Below are 22,994 nucleotides of genomic sequence, written 5' to 3' on the forward strand. Positions count from 1 at the left end.
AGTTGTACTTTCCTGAAATTTATGGTAAAGTATATTTCGTTGCCGCATTCTTGATGATGGCGACAACGAGATATGCGGTCGTGGCGGAATTGGCAGACGCGCACGGTTCAGGTCCGTGTGGGCTAACCCCCCGTGGAGGTTCGAGTCCTCTCGACCGCATTATACCTAACATTTACAGATTCCTGTTTTGGCGCTGGTGCCAACAAGGAATCTGTTTTTGTATCCGCAGACCTGGTTGAATCATTTTAATAGTAATATTAATAGTACAATTTCGAGTATGTGATCATGGATAAATGAAATGCAGAGACCCACCTTTGTTTATTGTAAAAAAGGTACTTTTTGAATTACCTCTTAAAAATGATGCACATGTCCCTAAAAAAACTGCATTCCGATCAAAGAACACACATGCTACTCTTGAATTAACGAAGCGACTTCATAAAAACGGTGATACGGGACGATCTGACTTGTTACCGATTTAAAATCAGATGTCTTGCTTCTGGAGCAACGAAGAGATGAGAACGTTCTCACTTAATTCAGGATGAAAGGCTGTGAACCTCTTTGTTAAATGCTACACAGCAGCAATGGTTAAACGATGTGATCACCAGGCTAACAGCCAAGATGGAGCAGGTCAGCGAGCGCTCCCGGGACAAAATCCCTTATACCACGGTGAATGGCGTACACGATGATCGGGCGAAAGTGAACCCGTCAGGCGATGTAGCCGACGGCATTTGCTGGTGGACGAACGGTTTCTGGGGAGGCATGTTATGGTTGATGTATCATGCCACCGGGCATGAGAAATACAAGGAGTTTGCGGAAGTCTCGGAAGCCAAGCTGGATCAATGCTTTAAGGCATATTACGGTCTCCACCATGACGTTGGCTTTATGTGGCTTCCTACCAGCGTAGCTAACTACAAAGTTACCGGGAATACGGAATCCCGTAAGCGGGCATTGCATGCTGCAAACTTACTGGCTGGACGGTTCAACGTGGCGGGCAGCTTTATTCGTGCCTGGAACGATCTGGCTGGCAAGGATACCAGGGGCTGGGCCATCATCGACTGTATGCTTAATATTCCGCTATTATACTGGGCGACGGAAGAAACAGGCGATCCCCGTTACAGGCAGATTGCGATGAAGCACGCCGATACTTCAATGACAGCCTTCGTTCGGCCGGATGGCTCAGTACATCATGTGGTCGAGTTTGATCCATTTAACGGAGGGGTGATTCGTGCACATGGCGGGCAAGGCTTCGGGGAGGGGTCTTCCTGGACTCGTGGTCAAGCCTGGGCTCTCTATGGCTTCATGATGAGCTATCTTCATACCGAGAAAAATGACTATTTACAGACAGCTAAGCGGGTTGCTCATTATTTTATGGCGAATATTCCTGACGACGGGGTTATCCCTGTTGATTTTCGACAGCCTGAAGAGCCAGCTCTGGCAGATGATACAGCCGCAGCTATCGCAGCCTGTGGACTGATTGAGATTGCCAAGGCCGTAGGCGGGTATGAAAGCCGATCATATATTTCCGCAGCGCTGAAGCTATTGGGCATGCTGGACCAATCACGCATCGACTGGTCACCGGAGACCGACCATTTTCTCCTGTACGGGACGGAAGCTTATCATTCTTCTAATCATCATCATGCCATTATCTACGGTGACTATTATTTTATGGAAGCCATCTTCAAATTAAAGGGCAACGATCTTTATTTATGGTAAAAAACATTGAAGGAGACCTCATGTTGAATATCATTAAGAATCCGATTCTAAGAGGCTTTAATCCAGATCCGTCCATCATCCGCGTGGAGGATGATTATTATATTGCCACTTCAACCTTTGAATGGTTCCCTGGAGTGCAAATTCATCATTCGAGGGACCTGGTCCACTGGGAGCTGATAACCCGCCCGTTAACCCGGCTGTCCCAATTGGATCTTCGTGGTGTCGGAGCTTCACAGGGAGTTTGGGCGCCATGCTTGACCTTCCATGACGGCATCTACTATTTACTTTATACGGTTGTAAATTCGTTTTATGTCAACATGTACGATACGCCCAACTTCCTGGTCACGGCGACGGATATTCGCGGCGAATGGTCAGAACCGATATATCTGCATAGCTACGGCTTTGACCCATCCTTATTCCATGATGATGACGGTCGTATGTATATCGTCAGTATGGTTACGGATCATCGGCCCCGGAAGCGGTACAAGGGGCATCTCGTCCTGCAGGAGTATTCGCGGCAGGAGCAGTGCATCATCGGCGAGCCTGTCACTATTTATGCCAGCAACGATATTTATCTGGAGGGGCCTCATCTTTATAAACGCAACGGATATTATTACTTGTTCGCAGCAGACACCGGGACAGGGGAGGGCCATGGACAATCCATCTTGAGGTCAAAGGATTTATTTGGCCCTTATGAAGCTTACTCGGGTAATTCGCTAATGACATCCAGAGATCACCCTGACCTGCTTTTGCAAAAATCCGGGCATGGTGACCTCGTAGAAACACAAACGGGTGAATGGTATATGGTCCATCTCTGTGGACGGGCACTGGAGAATCGGACGGAAAAGGGGGAGCGAAAGTATACCCTGGGACGGGAAACAGCTCTGCAAAAAGTGGAATGGACCGCAGATGGCTGGCTTCGCTTGACGAACGGCACCGTATTGCCGGAGGTAGAGGTAGAAGCTCCGGGGCTTCCGCTCCATCCTTTTCCCAAACGTCCGGATCGAGATGACTTCGATAGTGAACTATTGGATATACAGTTCCAGTCTCTGCGTGTGCCGCTGGATGCTACATTTTATTCATTAACCGAGCGGAAGGGCTATCTGCGACTTTATGGGAGGGAAGGACTTGGCTCCAAATACAGACAAAGCCTAGTGGCCCGGCGTTGGCAGGAGTTCAAATTCACAGCTACCACCTGTCTGGAATTCATGCCGACGAGCTTCAAACATCTGGCTGGTCTGATCTGCCTTTACGATACACAAAATTATTATTATTTACACGTGACTCACGACGAAGAAATCGGTCGCTGTATCAGTATCCTGTCTGCAGTCAATAACAAGTATAACGCGCCTGTTGGCTACATGGCCTTGCCTGACGATGTCCAGCGGATCTGGCTGCGTGTAGAGGTGGACCATGATCAGCTTCAATTTACTTACTCCACAGAAGGCGAGCAGGCATTCAAGCCGATCGGACCTGTTCTGGATGCCAGCACCTTGTCTGATGAAGCCTGCCACGAAGGGTGGTTCACCGGTGCCTTCGTCGGATTATGCTGCCAGGATCTGACTGGCTTCCGCAAGTCGGCTGACTTTGATTATTTTGAGTATATTGAAGCGCCATGTCTATAAATTTAGAAGAGCTCTTGAGCTTCCTATTGTGGAAGAACTCAAGAGCTTTTTTGTGTGGACGGATGTTTTTTCCGAGCCTGAGGTCTGTACCTTGCTGAAATTTTATTGGATGATGATTGGTTAGAAGGAGAAGGACAATATTTTGCAGGTCGAGAATAAATAATAGATCCTTAAGAAATAGAATGGGAAAAGGAGAGATGACAGCGTGGCGTTCATACCTGGAAAATCAGCGATAGGTTTTATCGGAATCGGTGTTATGGGCAAAAGCATGGCAAGGCATATTCAGCAGGCGGGTTATTCGCTGCATGTGTATACACGCACTTACGCCAAAGCAGAGGAATTGTTGAGAGAAGGGGCGGTATGGCATGAGTCGCCGGGGGAACTGGCAGCAGCCTGTGAAGCGGTCATAACGATGGTTGGCTATCCGCAGGATGTGGAGGAAGTGTATCTTGGACGGGACGGGCTGGTGGCTCAGGCGAAAGAAGGAGCCTATTTGCTGGATATGACGACCTCCAGTCCACGCCTTGCGGGACGAATTTTCGAGGCTTGTGCGGCAAAAGGATTGCATGCGCTTGATGCGCCTGTATCCGGTGGAGATATCGGTGCGCGGGATGCCAGGCTCTCCATCATGGTGGGCGGTGAACAAGCGGACTACGAGGCTGTGCTGCCCTTGTTAAGGCTGCTGGGCAGCAACATTGTATATCAGGGCAAGGCCGGGGCTGGCCAGCATACCAAAATGTGCAATCAGATCGCCATCGCCTCGGGGATGATGGGGGTATGCGAGGCATTGGCATATGCCCGGAATGCCGGGCTTGAAGCCGATACGGTGCTTAAGAGCATTGAGAGCGGGGCTGCGGGAAGTTGGTCGCTCAGCAATCTTGGACCGCGGATGCTGGCCGGCAACTTTGAGCCTGGCTTTTATGTGAAGCATTTTATCAAGGATATGAGGATTGCGCTGGAGTCGGCTAAGGAAATGGGACTGAATACGCCGGGATTGGAACTGGCGGAATCGCTTTACCGGCAAATTGCCGAAAAAGGCTATGAAGACAAGGGGACACAAGTGCTGTTCAAATATTATTTGGGTTTGTAGAGCTAGTGCAGAGCATTTGTAGGAATCACTGACAGTAAACCGGGCTCTAAAGATAGAGGGTGCTGCAAAAGTTACGATAACTTTTGCAACACCCTCTTTATCGATCAGCCATGGAAAATTTCCTTTTTAGCTGCGACGCTTGGAGATGGAGAAGGGCAGCTCTTCCGCCTGATACTGGCGATAGCTTGGAGCAAGACCAAGCCGGAATTCCAGCGTTTTCCCTTCCAGGATGTCTTCATGAGTGATGTATAGCTTGTTATACGCTTCGCCGCCCAAGCTGACCTCAGCAACAAAGTTGGATTGCGGGTTATTATTGTCAGTCTGGATATTCATTTGCTTACCGTTTGGCAACTCCATCGTGACCGAGTCAAAGAGTGGAATACCCAGCACGTATTCATTGCTGCCCGGACATACCGGATAGAAGCCAAGCGAGCTGAACACGAACCAGCCGGACATGCTGCCATTATCCTCGTCGCCAGGATACCCCTCAAAGCCACTGTTGAACAGATGGGTCAAAATTTGCTTGATGACTACCTGGGAGGAAGCCGGCTGTCCGGTGTAATTGAACAGATAAGGGATATGGAAGCTTGGCTGGTTGGAGATGGCCAATTGTCCATAATCCACGGCCGCCATTTCACTCATCTCGTGAATCTCAAAGCCATAGCCGCGCACATCATAATCAGGGGCCTTGTTGCATAGCTCGGTGAGCTTCTGGGAGAAGCGTTCTTCCGAGCCAAAAGCGTTAATTAGACCCTGGATATCCTGGAATACAGCGAAGCTGCTCTGCCAGGCGCTACCCTCGGCATAGTCCAGTCCCCAGCTTGTATCATTAAAATCCGGACGGAACTGTCCCTTCTCGTCCTTGGCTCTCATAAATCCAGTTGCGGAATCAAAGATGTTGCGATAGTTCAAAGCGCTTTCCCGATAGCGCTCGGCAAGTTCCGTCTGGCCCAGCATCTCGGCAACACGGCTGATGCAATAATCGCTATAGGCATAGTCCAGTGTATGGTTCACGCTTTCCGTATAGCTGCTCGGTACGTAACCATATTTCATATAATCATGTGTCCCCTGACGGCCATAACAGGACTTGTCGCTTTGCGTCGTGGCGGCCGTAACCATCGCCTCCAGCAGCTCGGGCATCAGCTTCTGTCCAATCCCCTTCGCTGCGGCATCTGCGATAACCGCATCGATTAGCGTTCCTGGCATCAACCCGCGCTCATCCGGCGAAAGCCACTTCGGCAAAAATCCCGTTTCCCGGTAGCTGTTCAGATAACCTTCCAGCATCTCTTCGTATTCCTTAGGGGCAATGATGGAATACAGCGGATAGACCGTTTTGTAGGTATCCCAAAATCCGTTATTTGTGTACATTACCCCCTTCTTCACCGCCTTGGCCGTTGTATCATAATGAACAGGCTGCATATCGGCATCAAGCTCATAGAACTTCTGTGGGAACAGGAACATGCGGTACAAGCAGCCATAGAAAGTGCGTAGATATTCTTCATGGCTATGCGTGACCTGAATTTTATGCAGATAATGGTTCCAGGCCTCAGTTGCCTGCTCCTTTAACAGGTCCTGTGAGGTATCCACTTCTCGCTTCAGGTTCAACTCAGCTTGCTCCGGGCTAATGAATGAGGTAGCAAGTCTGACTTGCAGGATGCCTTGCTCGCAATGTTTAAAACGGACAACGACATGCTGGTCTGTTCCGCACAGATCCGTTGCATTGCACAATTGTCCATCCGCATCATAATAACCTGACGTGCTCAAATCGATGTCTTGATCAAATTGCATGGACACGTACATGCGGAATTGGTCGTCATGGCACCCGGCGAAGTTACTCACATAGCCAGTGATAAGGCGGTTCGGCATATCCAGATGGAATTCGCTGATATTCCTGGCGTTCAGCACCAGTCCGGCCTGCTGCCTGGAATTATATTTAATTCGCAGGGCAGCTCCATAGCAGGTTGGAACAAGCTCGGTGATGATATTGTAGCGCTGTTGCTTCACTTTGAGGAAGTGAGGCTTAAAAACAGCTTCCTCGGGCCGATAAGAGCTTTGGCAAGAGAAGGGCGAACCCTTGATCTTGTCATCGGCAATTGGCGTCATCAGAAAGGTGCTGAAGTCACCCATCCATGGACTTGGCTGATGAGTCAGGCGGATGCCTTGAAAGACGCGATCGCGAGGGTGGAAAAACCAATTGCCGTCTTCGGCCGTTTGCACGACAAAATGATTCATAGCGAAGGGAACGGCTGTCACCGGCAGCGTGTTTCCGTTGGAGTATACATATTTGTTGCCGGTGCCTTGTCGTGTATCAATATAATGCAGCATGAAGAACCTCCCGAAATGGTTGTTTTTAATAGTGCGTGTGAACAACCTCTTATAGTCTCTTAACCGTCTGCCGTCCAATGAATGGAACCGGGGCGACAACCTGCTGTTGAGGCAGATGGTCCGAGCTTTCAATCCTCAGTTATTTAATATAACAAAATTAGAGGCCGACTGCATGATTTGTCTAGTGAAATACTACTTGAATGCCGAAAAGACCTATAGTAACGTATGAAGTTGAAAGCAGCTTATCTAACTTACAGGAGTCAGTGGCGTATGAGCAATTATTTGGAGATTCCGGGTTTCGAGGATTTACTCCCGTTCAGAACGTTTCTGAATGACGGGATGACGATTGTGTACCCCCATTGGCATAAGGAAGTCGAAATTATCTATTCGCGCAAAGGGAAGGTCAATATCGGGGTTGATGAGGACATCGTTCAGCTTGAAGAAGGGGAGATCTATATCTTCCCCAGCGGTGAAGCTCATTATTTTCTGGCTTCTCCTGACAGTGAGCGTTATGTTTTTCAATTCAATTTGAAGCTGTTTGATGAAAAAGTTTTGCGGACCTCGGAGGATTCCCTGCTGAGCTTGTTTGAATACGGGGAGCCACTTAGTCGCAATTGGCCGGAGACGCTTGTCCGGAGAGCCACAGAGCTATTGATTGACTTGTATAAATTAGAAGAAAGCAAGCCTGCCGGCATGAATTACTTAACTTTGGGATACCTCTACCAGCTCATTGGTGAATTTTACTTGAATTTGCCCCGTCGCAAGGAGAAAAAGAACAAGACTAAACGCTCCACCATTCAGCATAAGGAAACACTGGATTTGCTAAATCAGGTGTTTGAATACGTAGAGAACCGCTATCAGGAAGTGATTACGGTCGAGGATATCGCTAAATTCATTGGCTTTAGCCCCTACTATTTTACGCGTTTCTTCAAAACGAACACCGGTCAGACATTCATGCAATTCTTGACGGAATACCGTATCAATCAAGCCAAATTTATTTTGGCTAACGAGAAAATTCCGATGGTCGAGGTGGCTGAAAAGGCGGGGTTCGCCAGTGTAAAGACGTTTCATCATGTATTCAAGGAAGCGGTGGGCCAATCTCCCCTGCAATACCAGAAGAGTTTGAACAGTCATTAATAGAGGTTGCTCACCTGTAAACCCGACTTTTTGAATACCCACTATTTGAATACCCACTAATGGTAAAGGACCTGGACAAGGCGAGCTTGTTCGGGTCTTTTTGTCTTATTGGAGCATGAAGGCGCAATATCCGGGAATTTTTGAGAGGAAAGTGGGAAGAAAGAGTCTTAGGGTTTGGCTATAATAAAGTCATTCATTAAAAACGTTTTCAGGAGGATGATTATGACATTAAAGGTTGGAATCATTGGATGCGGCGGAATTGCTAACGGTAAGCATATGCCAGCGTTGTCTCAGGTGGAAGAAGTAGAACTGGTAGCTTTCTGCGATATTATCGTAGAACGTGCCGAAGAAGCTAAGGAAAAATTTGGTACGGAAAATGCTCAGGTCTTTGATGATTACAAGAAAATGCTGGCTAATACAGAATTGGATGTTGTCCATGTGTGCACGCCTAACTCTTCCCACGCAGAGTTGTCTATTGCAGCTCTGGAAGCAGATTGCCACGTGATGTGCGAGAAGCCGATGGCGAAGACGGGCGAAGAAGCGAGAAGCATGATTGAAGCGGCCAAGCGCACTGGCAAGAAGCTGACCATTGGTTATCAGAACCGCTTTCGCACCGACTCCAGATACCTGCAACAGTTCTGCGAGGAAGGCGGACTGGGAGATATTTATTTCGGCAAGGCCCATGCGATTCGCCGTCGTGCTGTACCAACCTGGGGCGTGTTCCTTGATGAAGAGGCTCAAGGCGGAGGTCCGTTGATCGATATCGGCACCCATGCTCTTGATCTGACGCTCTGGATGATGAACAATTACAAGCCTAAATATGTGGTGGGCAAAACCTATCATGCCTTGTCCCAGACGAAAAATGCGGCCAACGCTTGGGGACCTTGGGACCCTGAGAAATTCACCGTCGAAGATTCCGCCTTCGGATTCATTGTCATGGAGAACGGGGCGACCATCTTCCTGGAATCCAGTTGGGCATTGAATAGCCTGGATGTGAAGGAAGCGAAGACAACGCTCTGCGGAACCAAAGCGGGCGCTGACATGAACAACGGTTTGACCATCAACGGTGAAGATCACAGCTTGCTTTATGAGAAGAAGATCGAACTGGAAACAGGCGGCGTTGCGTTCTACGATGGCGCGGGCGATAAGCCGGAAGTGCTTGAAGCCAAGTCATGGGTGAATGCTATTCTTAACGATACGGAGCCTGTGGTCAAGCCTGAGCAAGCTCTGGTCGTAACCGAGATTCTGGAGGCACTCTACAAATCATCGAAAACCGGCGAACCCGTCTATCTATAAGGAGGCAATTGATATGAAACCAAAAATTGCTTTGCAGTTATGGAGCATTAAGGAAGCTTGTGAAGCAAATTTTCATGAGGCCTTGAAAGAGGTTAAGCAAAGTGGCTTTGATGGTGTTGAATTTGCTGGCTATTATGGCAAGAGCCCTGCCGAAGTCAAGGGTTATCTGGACGAATGCGGATTGGAAGTCGCTGCTTCTCATATCTCCTATGAGAAGTTAAGAGCAAATCTGGAAGAGGTCGTGGCCTTCGAGAAGGCCATCGGAAATAAACGCATCGTAGTGCCTCATGCTACCTTCAGCACCTTTGAGGAATGGCAAGCCTTCATCGCGGAGATGGAGGAGATGGCCGTGAAGGTGGCCGAGGAAGGAATGGAATTCTACTATCATAACCATGCCCATGAGTTTGCGGAAATTCCGGGTCAGGATATCATTGATTGCATCTACAAGGATGCGAAGCATATCCATTTGGAGATGGACCTGTACTGGCTGGCTTATTCCGGAACAGATGTATTCGCTTGGCTGGAGGCGCATAAGGATCGGATCGGGCTTTTCCATATGAAGGACATGCAAGAGTCTCCCAAGGAGAGCACCGAGATCGGTTCAGGCATTTTGCCGATGAAAGAGTACGTTGAACTGGCTAAGCAGCTGGCCTTGCCTTGGCTGATTGTGGAGCAGGAAGCCTTTCAGAAATATCAGCCCTTGGAAGCAACCTCAATTGGTTATCGGCAATTGAAAGCCCTGGTTGATGAGGTATATGCATGATTCAGGTCACGGTATGGAATGAATACCGTCATGAGAAGACGGACAAGGCTGTTCAGGAGATGTACCCGGAGGGCATTCATGGACAACTGGCCAAGTTCTTGGCCGAAGATCAATTTACGGTCAGAACGGCCATTTTGGATGAGCCGGAGCATGGCTTGACGGAAGAGGTTCTGGAGGAAACGGATGTCCTGATCTGGTGGGGACATATGGCCCACGGCGAGGTTCAGGATGAAATTGTGGACCGCGTGCATAAGCGCATCCTGGAAGGAATGGGGCTGATCGTGCTGCATTCAGCCCATTTCTCCAAAATCTTCAAAAAGCTGATGGGCACATCCTGTGATTTGAAATGGCGGGAGGACGGGGGCAATTGCCGTATCTGGAACGTCAATCCAAGTCATCCTATTGTGGAGGGCATTGGCGAATTCATCGAGCTGGAGAAAGAAGAGATGTATGGTGAACACTTTGATATTCCGGCACCGGACGAACTGATCTTCGTCAGTTGGTTCCCGGGTGGAGAGGTGTTCCGCAGCGGCTGTACTTACCGCCGGGGCAACGGGAAGATCTTCTACTTCCAGCCGGGACATGAAACCTATCCGAGCTATTACAATGAAAAGGTACAAAAGGTGATCAAAAACGGGATTCGATGGTGTGCCCCGACTCAAAATGTATATCCGGCTTACGGCCACTATGAACCACGTCAAAAATAGAAGGAGTGATTGTTAATGAAGCTGGGTGTATTTACTCCGTTGTTCAACAATCTGAGCTTTGAAGAGATGATTGAGGAGGTTGCCCGCAAAGGCTTGCAAACCGTTGAGATCGGCACGGGAGGTTATCCCGGCAACGCTCATCTCGATATCGACCATTTGCTCGCTAGCAGTGAGACGAGACAAGAATATTTGGCCAAGCTTGCAGATAAGGGATTGGAAATCTCTGCGCTTAGCTGTCACAATAATCCGATCTCACCCGTGAAGGAAGTGGCGGCCGAGGCGGATGAACTGCTGCGCAAGACGATCAAGCTGGCAAGTCTGCTGAATGTTCCTGTCGTTAACGGGTTTTCTGGCGTGTCGGGCGGGAATGCGACGGATAGCCAGGTGAACTGGCCTGTCTTGCCGTGGCCAACCGAATATGAGGATAGCTATACTTACCAGTGGGAGCACAAGTTGATTCCTTACTGGAAGGGGATCAACACGGAAGCGGAAGCGGCAGGCGTGAAGATTGGCATAGAGCTTCATGGCGGGTTCCTGGCCCATACTCCATATACTATGCTGAAGCTCCGGGAAGCAACGGGCAAGGCGATCGGCTGTAACCTGGACCCAAGTCATCTGTGGTGGCAAGGCATCGATCCGGTTGCTGCGGTCAAGATTCTTGGCGAAGCGGGTGCAATCCACCATTTCCATGCCAAAGATACCTATCTGGATCAAGACAACATTAACATGCATGGACTAACTGATATGCAGCCTTACAGCAATGTAAAGACTCGGGCCTGGACATTCCGTTCGGTGGGCTGCGGCCATGACCTCAAGGTATGGTCGGACATCATTTCCGCATTGCGTGTCTATAATTATGATTACGTCCTGAGCATTGAGCATGAGGACCCGATTATGTCTATTGATGAAGGTTTGACCCGTGCTGTTACCAATTTGAAATCCATCATGATTCATGAGCAACCATCAGCGATGTGGTGGGCATAAAGGAGCAATAAGTATGTCAATCATCAACTTTGCCGTAATTGGGTATGGCGGGATGGGTTCTTATCATACCCACCATTTAATGCCTATAGAGCAGGACCGTGTTCGGGTTGTAGGAACCTATGATATCTCCGGAGAAAGACGGCAAATTTCCAAGGATAAAGGCCTGCAGGCTTATGAAAGCCTTGAAGATGTGTTAAAAGACGATAACATTGAGGCAATTCTCATAGCTACGCCCAATGATTCCCACAAGGAAATAGCGATTCAAGCTTTGCGCGCCGGCAAGCATGTGGTGTGTGAGAAGCCGGTGGCTATGAGCACTCAGGAGCTTGATGACATTCTGGCGGTTGCCGAGGAGACAGGAAAAGTCTTCATGGTACATCAAAATCGTCGCTGGGACCCTGATTTCCTCATAATTCGCGAGTTGTATCAAAAGAAAATCATCGGCAGTGTGTTCCAAATTGAATCCCGTGTGCAGGGAGCCAACGGAATTCCAGGCGACTGGCGCCATTTGCAGCAGCATGGCGGCGGCATGCTGCTGGACTGGGGCGTCCATCTGCTGGATCAATTGTTATGGCTGGTAGATAGCCCAATCAAGAGCGTGCAGGCAGACTTAAGCTTCATCCTGGGCGATGAGGTGGATGATGGCTTTATGAGCTATATTACCTTTGAAAATGGCGTTAGGGCCTTGGTGGAAGTTGGAACGACGAACTACACCAAGCTGCCTCGCTGGTATGTGAAAGGCCTGGAAGGAACGGCCAAGATCGATGATTGGGATCTGTCAGGCGAAATCATTGCCGCTACGGGTCGCAAGGATGTTCAAGCCCCGGCGCCAATTCAAGCTGGCGTAGGCTTGACCAAGACGATGGCGCCGCCATCCGAGGAGGCTACCGAGAAGCTCAGCTTCCCGGCACCCAAAGCGGATTACTCCCCTTTTTACCAGAATTTCTATGAGGTCGTTCGTGAAGGTGCAGAGCCGATTGTGAAGAATCAGGAAGTTCGTAAGGTCATGCAGCTTATCGAACAGATCTTCAGTATCACTCAAAAGGGATAGGCGATCTGCTTATCGTTGCCTTGTTGTCGACGATAAGCTTTTCTTTAGCCGGTGCGGGTATGACTCCTGCATCGGTTTTATTTTGCAGTGAAAATCAGGGGCAATCTGTTTCTGTGACAGGTGATAAGAATTTATGGAATCAAAGAAATCGATGAGCAACAGCGATCGTAAGAACATTTTCTCGTCTGCTTCTTTGCCTTATCATAAGTTCGACTTATATAACTATATAGTTCAAAATAGTTCAAAACAAGAAAGGAAGAATGAGATGAACCAGAAGGAAAGAATGCTTGCCGGATTGCCTTATAAAGCCTGGCTGGATGGATTAAGCGAAGCACGCATGGAGAACAAACTGAAGCTGTGGGAGTACAATTCCATGCGTCCGGATGAGCGAGAGAAGAAGGATGGGCTGATACGCAGCATCCTTGGCGAGGTTGGTGAGCAGGTGCATATTGAAGCGCCCTTCCACTGTGATTATGGCAAGAACATCACGATAGGGAAAAATTTCTACGCCAATTTCAATTGTATTATCCTTGATGTTGGCAAGGTGGTCATCGGCGATAACGTCTTGTTTGCTCCTAATGTAGCAATTTATACGGCTGGGCATCCGATTCATCCCGAGTCCAGAAATTCCGGCTATGAATACGGGATTGGCATTACGATCGGTGACAATGTGTGGGTTGGAGGCAACGTGGTCGTGAATCCCGGTGTGACGATTGGCAACAACGTCGTGATCGGCTCAGGCAGTGTAGTGACGAAGGATCTGCCTGACAATGTCATTGCCGTCGGGAATCCGTGCCGGGTTATTCGCGAAATTACGGAGGAGGACCGAAAGTACTATTTTCGAGATCAAGTATTTGATGTAGAGGACTATATCTGACATATTCATGATATATCCTGCCAGCGAACTAATTCTCTCAAGTAAATTTGAATTCCCGTTTGTTTCTGGTAAAATCTTTACGTGTCGTTGGTTGAAGTACCGCCAAACGTACAGGGAATTCTTCAGGGAAGAATTCAAGGGGAGGGACATCATGAGAAAATTGGGTGGGTTAGTCTTTTTGCTTCCTGTGATTTTGTTGAGTATTTTTTTGTGGAGAGATTATACAGGGGAAATTAATGAACTTAACGACAATCCACCGGAACTGGAAGAAATTTATTATTTTGATGACGGACAAAAGGCAGTATCGGTAAGCTACAAGGAATTCAGACAAAATATGCTGCTGCAAATGTTTGATACGGGTAGTGGACAAATATTGAAGGAAGCCGAGATCATCTCCGATATTCATGGGCAATTGGTAGCTTCGTATCAGAAGAATTCGCTCGTCATCAGTTCCCATGATCAAAGCAGAGGTTTGCAAGTGAACGTGCTGAATGCCTCCGGAAATTTGCAGGAGTTGGTTCAAAGCACCCTTGATATTCCTACATTCCTGAGCTCGGATATGAAGCCGTGGCGAGGCCGCCTGATTGTGGCCGGGGAGACCACGGGAGATACGTTATATGTGGCGCAGATTCGGGATGGCACTCTGGAGAAGGTGAACCTGAATACTGAGGGGTTGTTCCCTGCTCGACCAGAACGCATGGCTGCGGTGTCCAGCAGCTTTGAACAAGGAATGGCTGTTCCTATGTACAAGGTGGATCTGGTGAATGACAGAACAGCATATATCAGTGGTATTCTGGATCAGAACAAGCAGCCTGTGGTGGTGATGCAGCCGGAAGAGGGTTCTTCCTTTGAGGCAGAGGAACAGGCGGCTGCACAATTTGCCAAGCACTTTGCTCTGGACGATACCAAGCTGGTCAGGGTCAATAGCAGCTTCCCGGAGCAAGCTCATTACTATAATGCCTCCACGGGCGATTGGGGAAGCGTTGTTCCCACGCCTCAGCCGGTATATCAAGCCAGAGTATATACACTAAACAGCGAGGAAGTCTTGATTGCCGGTTCGTCCACAGAGGATGAGCGGGATGGGCAAGTGATCGGTTATCTGCTGCATGAGGAGACTGGACAATTCACAGATGTGTCTTCGCTTGTAGGGCAGCTTGGCTATGAGGAACTGATGCAAGCCGAGACGGCATTCTACAAGGAAAGCGGCAGCTCAAAGCTGTATTATTCGGCTCAAGGGAAGTCTGCCGGAATGATGGATGTGGCTAATCAAGCCGTGCAGCACCTCACGGAGGAGCAAGTGCAGCAATGGAGATTTGCCGATCAAAGTAAAATCTCCTTGCAAAGCTTCTGGGTTTATCTGCGTGAAGGAGGAGCACTGGTCATTAACTGGCTGGTCTGGGTAGTCATTAGCTTGTTTACGTTTATTTCGCTTATATTTGCTCCTAAAATTGCCAACAGGGTGAACAAATCTGCCATAGCCAATGGCGAAATTCGGCAAGGTACGATTGTGGGGATGAGGGAGACCGGCTTGTACGTTAATGAACGTCCTCAGGTTGAATTCATGGTCCGCTTCGAGGATGGGGGGCAGATGAGAGAGGTAGCGATTAAGAAGGTCATTTCTTTCCTTGAGGGAATCAGGGAAGGCGATACGGTCATGATCTCCTATCATCGCAAGCGTAACAAGGCCATCTTCCTGACCGGCGACCAAGCGGTGAATCATGCCCCGCCAGACGGGCAGCAGCGGATTGAACGCGCAGTGCTGGAGCGGATTGACCCTTATGGGGCTGTAGGGAGAGGTCAGGCGCTTCTGCTTCACTTCAAGGCCGGAACGGATCGTTACAGTGTTCCCGTCGTGCAAGCGGCCGGATTCGAGTATCAAATCGGTGAACGCGCCAACCTGATGGTGGTGGGTGGTGTAACACGCATTCTTGGCTATGGGCCATCCATGCGCTCAATTGATGAGAACATGCTTACTCTGCAAGGCAAAATCGTGCATATTAAGAAGGAGTCGGTCACGATTCAAAATCGCAGGCTGATGGTCATCGATGTTGTTGTTACCGAGGGCGCTGAGCAGCTAAGAAAAAGCAACAGCTTGTTCGTGCCTGAAAATATGCCTATTCAGGAAGGCGTCACCCTGCCGATATCGATACGGAAGGACGACCTCGACAAAGAGCGTCGTTTGTTAAGAGGGAAGCAAGGAAGTGCCAGAATCGTATCGGCGTCTTATCTGGGAACGGTGGGCGAACGTCCGGTGGCTCGAATTACAGTCGAGCGGGCAGGAACACACTATAACATCGAGCAATCCATTGAGCCGCTGTATGGCGTACAGGAGGGCGACGAGCTGTGGATTGCTTATGATGAATCCACCCGAGAAGCCTTGATATTGAATTATACGTCTTAAGCTTTAGCAAATTAGCCTCCATTCTATTTCGGTGATGGAGGCTTTTCCTTTTCTTCTATTAAGGCTCAATCTAAAGATGGTTAGCAAGACTTGTGAGACAAATTGCACGTATCCCAAGAATTCGCTGAATACCGCTGAATACCGCCGGATACCGCTGGTTCCCAGGTTCTATTCGGGGATTCCTCTTCTTATTATAGAGGTTGTTCAAAAAGTCGTCTTCCCAGAACGAAGTTGTTCAAGGAGTGAGTTCGACATCGAATCTTGAATTCAGCCGGCCTAGCAGATGCTTCCGTAGTATGTTTCTTTCAGAAACATTTGAGTTGCTCACGTACCCATGCTTCCGAAGTCGTTTTCTGCGAAAACGTGTAGCTCCGCTACTCAGTCCCTGGCTTCATCCAACCTTCTCGGTCCTGAAAATTCGACTTTTTGAACACGCACTTATAGGGAAAAACTCCCGTTAAATGGCTCAAATCGCCAGAAATCGGGGATTTATATGGATTTCCTCCTGCTAATCATTATGAAATGGCCGATTTTTAGGAAAAAGCCCATAATTAACATGATAATTTCCTGTTATATGTTATATTTGGTGAAATATAGGTAAATTAACATCAGGATTTCCCGTTAGAGGTATATTCGTTTTTGATTTGCTCCCGAATGGATCATGTCAACCTCTGGTTGTTGTTTTGATTCTGAAATTTTGCACCTTTATTTGCTAAAACCAAGCGGCTGCTTTGAAAAATTCAAAGCAGCCGCTTGGTAAATCTCTCAATTTGGTCACAAATCATTAAAATCCCAAAGATTCACCAACGAGGATAACCTTTATTCTCCCTGCTGTTTTACACATTCTTGTTTGGACGATGTAAGAACAGATACAATCATCTGTTTTACAATATCCGCAAGCACCATGGATCAGGCAGGGCGTTTTTTGCGGTGAATGTAAGAATGGGCTGGACGAGCACGAACAGCGGTATGCATTAATGGGGGCCGCATATGTTCTGGCTCTTATAACTGCGTCTTCAGCGGTCTTGCAAACCTTATTCATCCCGACGACAGCAACAACACTTTTCGGTCCAAAGGTAATCGCCGCTGTTCGATTGCCCACACTGTCTATATTGACCAATATGCCATCTTCACTAACGGCGTTAAAGCTCGTTAAATAGGTGTCGCACAAAAGAGATTGGCGCATGAGGTCATAACGTTCCTCCATTGTTTGCGCTGTATCACGATCAATGATTGTATAGCTGCCTTGACGTACTCGATTAAGAAGCCCGATTTCCTCAAGCGTGACAGACCCACCCCATGATATCAAAGAACGTTCCGGAATTAATGATAGTGCCTTTTCTGCAGCGTCTATGGCGTTATCACAGTAATAAGCCTCAAACTTTCTGCTTTGCAGATTTTTAATAATCTTTGAGGCTAAAAGTCGATTTCTCGCTTTTATTGCATCTTCTTTCTCTTGCATTGTTTTTCCTCCATTTTGACGTTAGAAAAGCCGACTGACTTCTTGTGTATTAAGATTAATATAGTATAGTAAAAAGAAAAAAGTATGTTGCACATGCAACGAGGTGTCTCTCATGAACAACCTAGATTCCCTATATCAATCACGTTTATTTTCGGGGATTTCCCAAAATGATATTCCCCAAATGCTTAATTACCTGTCAGCCACGCGGAAAGCATATGCAAAAGATGAGATGGTTGTCCGTGAGGGCGATTTAGTTGATGATGTTGGCATCATATTGCAGGGCAGTGCCCAAAGTACAAAATTGAGCGTCACGGGAAAACAAATTATTGTATCCCTCCATTATCCGGGTGGATATACCGCTGTCTTAACAGCGGCTAGCCGTGGAAGAAGATGCCCTATGTCGGTACAGGCAATAGAACCGCTTGAGGTTCTGTTTATTCCTATCAAAAGCATTTTAAGCCGTTGTAACAAGTTTTGTATGGCACACGAACAGTTGCTTGGCAATCTTTTTGATAGTATTGCAGAACGAGCGTTAGAACTGCATGACCGAAATGATTGTCTGATTATGCCTACTATTCGGGATAAGGTCTTAACTTATTTAACAAGAGTTATGCGTGAAACTGGAACAGAAACGTTTACTATTCCTTTTGATAGAGAAGCGATGGCCAAGTATTTGGATGTAGATCGAAGTGCTTTATCCAGAGAGCTTGCATGGATGAAGCGGGACGGCTTGATTGATTTTTATAGAAACGAATTTAAGCTACTTCCAAAAGCAGTAGAAAAAGATTTTCACTAACTCGCAAGAAACTAATTAATCTAACCAAACGCAATCCACAATGTCCCTGTCAACCTTAACAAATTTTTCGTCTACAAATACAGCTGCCCAACCGTGCTCTTCATCCCACGGACAATCAAGCACCAGTATCACACACACATCGACCTGCTGCGACTCATACTCGTCTGGCTCGGTTTGACTTTTGGCGTAGATCCCGTCTTCCAGAGCATAGAGCGTAACATTTGTGCCTGTCTGTTTTACAAGGTCTGCGGGCGACTTCATTTCCGGCCAATACTCTATACTTTGCTCCTCGTCATCAGGGCCCCATTGCTCGTACATATCGTCATAATAGAGAGTGATAAAGGCTTCTAGCATCTCAGCTTCCAGTGCAGGTGTCCATTTCTCTATTAGTCTTTTGCAAGCGGCGATGCCCATCTCCACGTCTTCGCAACCATCATCTTGAATCTCAAATTTGCTTGGATTTAATAGTGTCTTGTTTCCCATTTATATTTCCCTCCGATGTTTTGATTCAAATTATTCTTTCCCAAACTGAAGTCTCAAATCAAGTCTACGTCAATATCAGAGCGCGTCTTCTCGCGAAATTCTATACGCCACTCCACATGTTCCACCGGCTCAAAATGCAGCGCGGAGCAGGCCACCCTGAGTTTACCTTGGTTACTGCCCCCGAACGCGACAACGGTTGGGCCACTCACTCCAGCGCTGATACCCATGCAGAAAACATCACCGTTTGCCTGCGGCGCCAATGGGTCGGTGCGTTTTTGCCGCGGGCGGTCGCCCCGTGCGCAATCCGTGATCATAAAAGATTGATCAGGAAGGTCGGGGGAAAGCGTATAGCTCATCGTGACGAAATGCGTTGGGAATTCCAGATTCGGGTCATGAAAATCCTCGACAGACAACTCCTGTCGTTCGTATTCCTGTATGGTCAGAGTGTATTTCTTGCCTGTGGACGGATGCATCAACTCGGCCTGATCGCCCGCTGCTGCGACTTTAAAGTGTGAGCCTGGTATGGTGACAGGCTCTTGCTCCAATCTTACGGAGAGTGTTCTTAACTGCGGCTTACGCTTCGTTTTCCAAGGGAAAGCACTGCGCCAAATGGCATAGCCTTGCTCGGGATCAAGCTTATAGTGCTGCAAAGCGCTCTGTGCGTCAAGGCCGTTGCTCTCCTCTGGGGAACAGGGGTTCCAGCAGAGGCCACAACCGTGCGAAGCTGTAAGCTCGGCTCCATTCAAGGTAACCTTTGGATTCATGTTGACATTCAGCGGATTCTCCACGTCGATTTGCATTTGCTGATCATCTGTAAATTCTGTAATATCACTGTCGGCGGCGAGATTCCATTTATTCATAAAAGAACGAATGCGCTCTTGTGGAACCTGCAAGCAAAAATCCACAACGAGTCCCTTGCTGCAGATGTAAATCGCCGGAATCGTCCAGGCTTCATCGTCCCAAACAAATGGCTTGTTCACTAAAATTTCCTGTCCTGCCCTTTCGCGGCTGGAATGCCCCCAGAAGTTCCCGTTAAAGGTAACCTTCCATTCCGGAATTTGAGGCTCGGCAGGAACAAAGTCATAGTAATCATCCGAGTATTTAATTTGGCTATAATCAAATTCGTCTCGTAAGGCTTTGAGGTAAGTAAATGGCTCCTCCATAGACGTAAGGGACAGCTCTTCCCGAATGATCGCAAGCGTTGCAGCCTGCTCGAACATGGGTGTATTTTCCCTCAACAACTTGTCGAACTCAATCTGTTCCCGGCACCATGCTTGTTCCAGCACTGTGGTATGACTGCAAGCCAGCAAGAGTCGAAGGAAATCCTGAAAGTTATTTGCTAACGGATGGACATAATTCCCTGCTGTATTCATCGGACTGACAGCAAACACCATCTCGCCAAAGCCACGCACAAAGCAAAGATGAATGCCGTCAACACCTGCCCACCCGATTATTCTTGCCCCCTTGGGCGTACAGAAATAGGGAGAATCATCTTGTCTTTGTTCCAAGCCGATATGAGATCCATCTATATCCAGCTTCAAATATTTTTTATAGATTGTTTTCATTATGTCCTCAACTTTCCATTCATTTTCTGACTACTCAGCAATCGCTTTTTAAGCAAGCGGCAAAATAGACGATTCATATGGAAGATCATTACATGACCTTGAGAGGCTGACCTTTCCCAGCTTAACTCAATTATATCTAATTACAAGCGAAATATATAAAAAAATCGGCTAGGAAAGTCTCGATTATTTAGTACTCAAAGACTAATAATTAGGGTGAAGTATTATACTTCTAAACTCAAAAATAGATTCATGGTTAGTGTGGACGGAATGTTTTGGGTCGTATCTTGAATTAATATACAACTTGCCCACTGAATCAGCTACATTCATGGGCTATTAGTTGTCTGTTTGGGATCGTTCTATGCGCTCGAAGAGGCATCATCCATAAAATTGGAGGATGCCTCTTCGATTTAGCAAGGGGACCTGCAGGAGCCTGGCCCATCCCCCTATACATGCAATCATCCTCAGTAAAGAAATGTTTATACGTAAAAAATAAAGTATTTTTTAAAATCGACTAGGTAGTCCTTGTGTGCATTTGACCAAAATCGTTATAAATGCTACAATTTTTATAAAATTTACGTAAATTAAGGCGCGAGGTGATAAGGTTGGCGACGATTAAGGAGATAGCAAAAGAAGCCGACGTTTCAATTGCTACAGTTTCTCATGTGATTAATAAAACAAGATATGTAAGTCCCGAGCTTGCAGAGAAAGTAGAAGAGGTCATTAAAAGGTTAGGATATGATAAGAAAACCAAGGAACTGGATAACAGATTTAAAATCGGTAAAAATTCAGAGATTGCTTTAATTCTGCCCAGCTTGGTAGGTACGTTGTTCTCCAAATTAGCAACTAGCATCTCTTTACATCTGGCAGAAAAAGGATATCATTTAACGGCTTATTTTCACAATAATGATATCGATCAAGAGAAAAATATAATTACAAATATATTAAATAATAGAAGGATTGCAGGAGCCATCATTGTCCCGGCAAGTACGGAAGACAAGCAATTCAGCAAGCTGATTCAGCAAAATATTCCTTTTGTTTTTTTGGATCGAACCGTCAAAATCAAGGGGGTTGATGCGGTGCTTTCAGATAGTAGAGAGGCGATCTTTAAGGGCTGCTCTCACTTGCTGAAATCAGGACATGAGGAAATTGCTTTAATTATTGGTAGTGGCCATTTTTCCACAGTAGAGAATAAAATCAAGGGTTATCGTGAAGCACTGGAATCTTACAAAATCCCTTTTAGGGATGATTTATTACTTAAAATTGACCTCAATCATCTTGATACCTTTGAGAAGAAAATTAAAGAAGCTTGGGTCAACTATGACAAGCCCGCTTTTTTAGCCACGGGAAACAGAATTACGTTAAATCTGTTAAAGATGATGAATAAGCTAGGTCTGGAGTGCCCGACGGATGTGTCGGTGATTGGCTTTGGCGACGAGGAATGGTCTGAAATTATCAATCCGCCTTTGACTATTCTTAAACATGACACCGAGGAAATGGCCGTGCAGACGGTTAATTTGTTGTTTAGAAAAATGAATAATGCCTCAGCTGCGGGGAAGGAAATTAAAGTTCCGATGGAGCTTTCCATTCAAAAGTCTACCCAGGTTATTGGAAAGGGACCTTTTGGAGAAAGGCCTGTTTCTCCTGAAGAATTAACGCTTACTCAGGATGAGGCTCAAGCTTTGGTCATAGGCAATTATAAAGTGGGTATTTCATTTCATTATGGCGGTACGGCCTGGGCCAGGCTTTATGAGAATGGAATACGAAATATTTTAGAAAAGTATGGTATATCGATTGTATCGATTACAAATGCTAATTTTAATCCTGCGCTGCAAGTGACTCAATTAGAAGGGCTGAGCATGCAAAAGCCGGATGCTATCATTGCAATCCCAGTGGATGATGAACTGACTGCAAAGAAATTTCAAGCTATTTCTAAGGAGACAAAATTAATATTTATGAGTAGTGTACCAGAAGGAATGAGCAAGGATGAATATTCCTCTTGCGTGTCCGTAAATGAAAGGGAGAACGGACAGAACGCGGCTTTGCTGCTCGGCAAGTATTTTAAAAATGATAAGGATGTAAAGGTGGGGTTTATCGGGCATGGCGCCCCTTTTTATGGCACGCATTTAAGAGATGCGGTAGCTAATGATATTATTCGCAGCAATTTCCGTAATATTGAAATTGTTGATGAGCAATATTTTTATGAGATCGAACAAACCTATGACGTTTGCAAAAAAATGATAACCGAACATCCGGAGATTCAGGGCTTGTATATTTCATGGGATAGACCTGCTCTGGAGGCAATCAGGGCGCTTAAAGAGCTAAGCCGTGAGGATGTAGCCATTTTCACTTTTGACCTGGATAATGAAATTGCTACTTATTTGGCCAAAGAACAAATGGTTAAGGGGCTTTCATCTCAAAGACCATATCAACAGGGAATCGCCGTAGGATTAGCTACTGCAAAAGCGCTGTTGGGGCATGATTCGCATAAATACATCGGAGTACAGCCATATGTCGTAGAGCCGAAAAATTTACTGAAAGCCTGGAAGGATATCATTTTGGAGCCTGCTCCTCCAGAGATAGAAGATATCATTTTGAATAAATTTACGTAAATTATATAAATTAATATTAGTTTTTATAAAATAATTAAAAAAAGTTTGACTTGAAGATTATCGTATGCTATATTTTACGTAAAGTTAATGAAAGCGGTTTATGGAGTTAG

Annotated in this window: 17 protein-coding genes and 1 tRNA gene; 14 read left to right on the plus strand and 4 right to left on the minus strand. The window is 46.8% G+C overall.

All coding sequences use genetic code 11. The features are described from left to right. The first annotated feature begins 74 nt into the window (after window positions 1-74). From C557_RS0103990 to C557_RS0104005, 4 genes are all read left to right on the plus strand, one after another. A tRNA-Leu gene (locus tag C557_RS0103990) sits at window positions 75-159 on the plus strand. Between the two features lie 399 nt (window positions 160-558). Next, a complete protein-coding gene (locus C557_RS0103995; protein WP_018750535.1) occupies window positions 559-1,713 on the plus strand; it encodes a glycoside hydrolase family 88 protein in 1,155 nt (384 codons plus the stop codon). Between the two features lie 20 nt (window positions 1,714-1,733). Further along, window positions 1,734-3,338: a glycoside hydrolase family 43 protein gene (locus C557_RS0104000; protein ID WP_018750536.1), complete on the plus strand. Its 1,605-nt coding sequence runs from the start codon at window positions 1,734-1,736 to the stop codon at window positions 3,336-3,338. Window positions 3,339-3,543: 205 nt separating this feature from the next. Beyond that, the gene (locus C557_RS0104005; RefSeq protein WP_018750537.1) at window positions 3,544-4,428 is read left to right on the plus strand and encodes an NAD(P)-dependent oxidoreductase; all 885 of its coding nucleotides are present in this window, start codon (window positions 3,544-3,546) and stop codon (window positions 4,426-4,428) included. A gap of 126 nt (window positions 4,429-4,554) precedes the next feature. Here the strand turns inward: C557_RS0104005 and C557_RS0104010 are convergent, their stop codons facing one another. Further along, complete coding sequence (locus C557_RS0104010; protein ID WP_018750538.1) at window positions 4,555-6,753, minus strand: GH92 family glycosyl hydrolase; 2,199 nt, start codon at window positions 6,751-6,753, stop codon at window positions 4,555-4,557. A 270-nt stretch (window positions 6,754-7,023) separates the two neighbouring features. On the opposite strand from C557_RS0104010, the gene C557_RS0104015 reads away from it, so the two are divergent. The 8 genes from C557_RS0104015 (at window position 7,024) to C557_RS0104050 (ending at window position 15,969) form a co-directional block, all read left to right on the plus strand. Next, entirely contained in the window at window positions 7,024-7,890 is an 867-nt protein-coding gene (locus C557_RS0104015; protein WP_018750539.1) for an AraC family transcriptional regulator, read from the plus strand. A gap of 222 nt (window positions 7,891-8,112) precedes the next feature. Further along, complete coding sequence (locus tag C557_RS0104020) at window positions 8,113-9,186, plus strand: Gfo/Idh/MocA family protein (RefSeq protein WP_018750540.1); 1,074 nt, start codon at window positions 8,113-8,115, stop codon at window positions 9,184-9,186. A 13-nt stretch (window positions 9,187-9,199) separates the two neighbouring features. Then, a complete protein-coding gene (locus C557_RS0104025; protein WP_018750541.1) occupies window positions 9,200-9,949 on the plus strand; it encodes a sugar phosphate isomerase/epimerase family protein in 750 nt (249 codons plus the stop codon). Continuing rightward, window positions 9,946-10,656: a ThuA domain-containing protein gene (locus C557_RS0104030; RefSeq protein WP_018750542.1), complete on the plus strand. Its 711-nt coding sequence runs from the start codon at window positions 9,946-9,948 to the stop codon at window positions 10,654-10,656. Before C557_RS0104025 ends, C557_RS0104030 begins: the two co-directional genes overlap by 4 nt. Before the next feature lie 15 nt (window positions 10,657-10,671). Continuing rightward, a complete protein-coding gene (locus tag C557_RS0104035) occupies window positions 10,672-11,640 on the plus strand; it encodes a sugar phosphate isomerase/epimerase family protein (protein ID WP_018750543.1) in 969 nt (322 codons plus the stop codon). A 13-nt stretch (window positions 11,641-11,653) separates the two neighbouring features. Beyond that, on the plus strand, window positions 11,654-12,691 hold the full coding sequence (locus C557_RS0104040; protein ID WP_018750544.1) for a Gfo/Idh/MocA family protein: 1,038 nt from the start codon (window positions 11,654-11,656) through the stop codon (window positions 12,689-12,691). A gap of 265 nt (window positions 12,692-12,956) precedes the next feature. Continuing rightward, the gene (locus C557_RS0104045; RefSeq protein ID WP_018750545.1) at window positions 12,957-13,568 is read left to right on the plus strand and encodes a sugar O-acetyltransferase; all 612 of its coding nucleotides are present in this window, start codon (window positions 12,957-12,959) and stop codon (window positions 13,566-13,568) included. Window positions 13,569-13,719: 151 nt separating this feature from the next. Beyond that, on the plus strand, window positions 13,720-15,969 hold the full coding sequence (locus tag C557_RS0104050) for a hypothetical protein (RefSeq protein WP_018750546.1): 2,250 nt from the start codon (window positions 13,720-13,722) through the stop codon (window positions 15,967-15,969). A 784-nt stretch (window positions 15,970-16,753) separates the two neighbouring features. Here C557_RS0104050 and C557_RS0104055 read toward each other — a convergent pair. Then, window positions 16,754-17,431: a lactate utilization protein gene (locus tag C557_RS0104055; RefSeq protein WP_018750547.1), complete on the minus strand. Its 678-nt coding sequence runs from the start codon at window positions 17,429-17,431 to the stop codon at window positions 16,754-16,756. A 112-nt stretch (window positions 17,432-17,543) separates the two neighbouring features. On the opposite strand from C557_RS0104055, the gene C557_RS0104060 reads away from it, so the two are divergent. Beyond that, window positions 17,544-18,227 (plus strand): Crp/Fnr family transcriptional regulator, encoded by a 684-nt coding sequence (locus C557_RS0104060; RefSeq protein ID WP_018750548.1) that lies wholly within the window; start codon window positions 17,544-17,546, stop codon window positions 18,225-18,227. Between the two features lie 15 nt (window positions 18,228-18,242). On the opposite strand, the gene C557_RS0104065 is transcribed toward C557_RS0104060, so the two are convergent. Next, complete coding sequence (locus C557_RS0104065) at window positions 18,243-18,710, minus strand: DUF6985 domain-containing protein (protein ID WP_018750549.1); 468 nt, start codon at window positions 18,708-18,710, stop codon at window positions 18,243-18,245. A 53-nt stretch (window positions 18,711-18,763) separates the two neighbouring features. Continuing rightward, window positions 18,764-20,275, minus strand: coding sequence for a hypothetical protein (locus C557_RS0104070; RefSeq protein WP_018750550.1), 1,512 nt, complete (start codon window positions 20,273-20,275; stop codon window positions 18,764-18,766). 593 nt (window positions 20,276-20,868) lie between these two features. Between C557_RS0104070 and C557_RS0104075 the strand changes: the two genes are divergently transcribed. Next, the gene (locus tag C557_RS0104075) at window positions 20,869-22,884 is read left to right on the plus strand and encodes a LacI family DNA-binding transcriptional regulator (RefSeq protein WP_240472914.1); all 2,016 of its coding nucleotides are present in this window, start codon (window positions 20,869-20,871) and stop codon (window positions 22,882-22,884) included. Window positions 22,885-22,994: the final 110 nt, after the last annotated feature.

This window comes from Paenibacillus sanguinis 2301083 = DSM 16941 (assembly GCF_000374825.1).
Lineage (GTDB): Bacteria > Bacillota > Bacilli > Paenibacillales > Paenibacillaceae > Fontibacillus > Fontibacillus sanguinis.

What these genes read in the sequence shown, in the direction of transcription:
- C557_RS0104000 (WP_018750536.1), top strand. Translation starts at nt 1,734, where the DNA reads ATGTTGAATATCATTAAGAATCCGATTCTAAGAGGCTTTAATCCAGAT.
- C557_RS0104010 (WP_018750538.1), bottom strand. Translation starts at nt 6,753, where the DNA reads ATGCTGCATTATATTGATACACGACAAGGCACCGGCAACAAATATGTA.
- C557_RS0104015 (WP_018750539.1), top strand. Translation starts at nt 7,024, where the DNA reads ATGAGCAATTATTTGGAGATTCCGGGTTTCGAGGATTTACTCCCGTTC.
- C557_RS0104020 (WP_018750540.1), top strand. Translation starts at nt 8,113, where the DNA reads ATGACATTAAAGGTTGGAATCATTGGATGCGGCGGAATTGCTAACGGT.
- C557_RS0104025 (WP_018750541.1), top strand. Translation starts at nt 9,200, where the DNA reads ATGAAACCAAAAATTGCTTTGCAGTTATGGAGCATTAAGGAAGCTTGT.
- C557_RS0104030 (WP_018750542.1), top strand. Translation starts at nt 9,946, where the DNA reads ATGATTCAGGTCACGGTATGGAATGAATACCGTCATGAGAAGACGGAC.
- C557_RS0104035 (WP_018750543.1), top strand. Translation starts at nt 10,672, where the DNA reads ATGAAGCTGGGTGTATTTACTCCGTTGTTCAACAATCTGAGCTTTGAA.
- C557_RS0104040 (WP_018750544.1), top strand. Translation starts at nt 11,654, where the DNA reads ATGTCAATCATCAACTTTGCCGTAATTGGGTATGGCGGGATGGGTTCT.
- C557_RS0104045 (WP_018750545.1), top strand. Translation starts at nt 12,957, where the DNA reads ATGAACCAGAAGGAAAGAATGCTTGCCGGATTGCCTTATAAAGCCTGG.
- C557_RS0104050 (WP_018750546.1), top strand. Translation starts at nt 13,720, where the DNA reads ATGAGAAAATTGGGTGGGTTAGTCTTTTTGCTTCCTGTGATTTTGTTG.
- C557_RS0104055 (WP_018750547.1), bottom strand. Translation starts at nt 17,431, where the DNA reads ATGCAAGAGAAAGAAGATGCAATAAAAGCGAGAAATCGACTTTTAGCC.
- C557_RS0104060 (WP_018750548.1), top strand. Translation starts at nt 17,544, where the DNA reads ATGAACAACCTAGATTCCCTATATCAATCACGTTTATTTTCGGGGATT.
- C557_RS0104065 (WP_018750549.1), bottom strand. Translation starts at nt 18,710, where the DNA reads ATGGGAAACAAGACACTATTAAATCCAAGCAAATTTGAGATTCAAGAT.
- C557_RS0104070 (WP_018750550.1), bottom strand. Translation starts at nt 20,275, where the DNA reads ATGAAAACAATCTATAAAAAATATTTGAAGCTGGATATAGATGGATCT.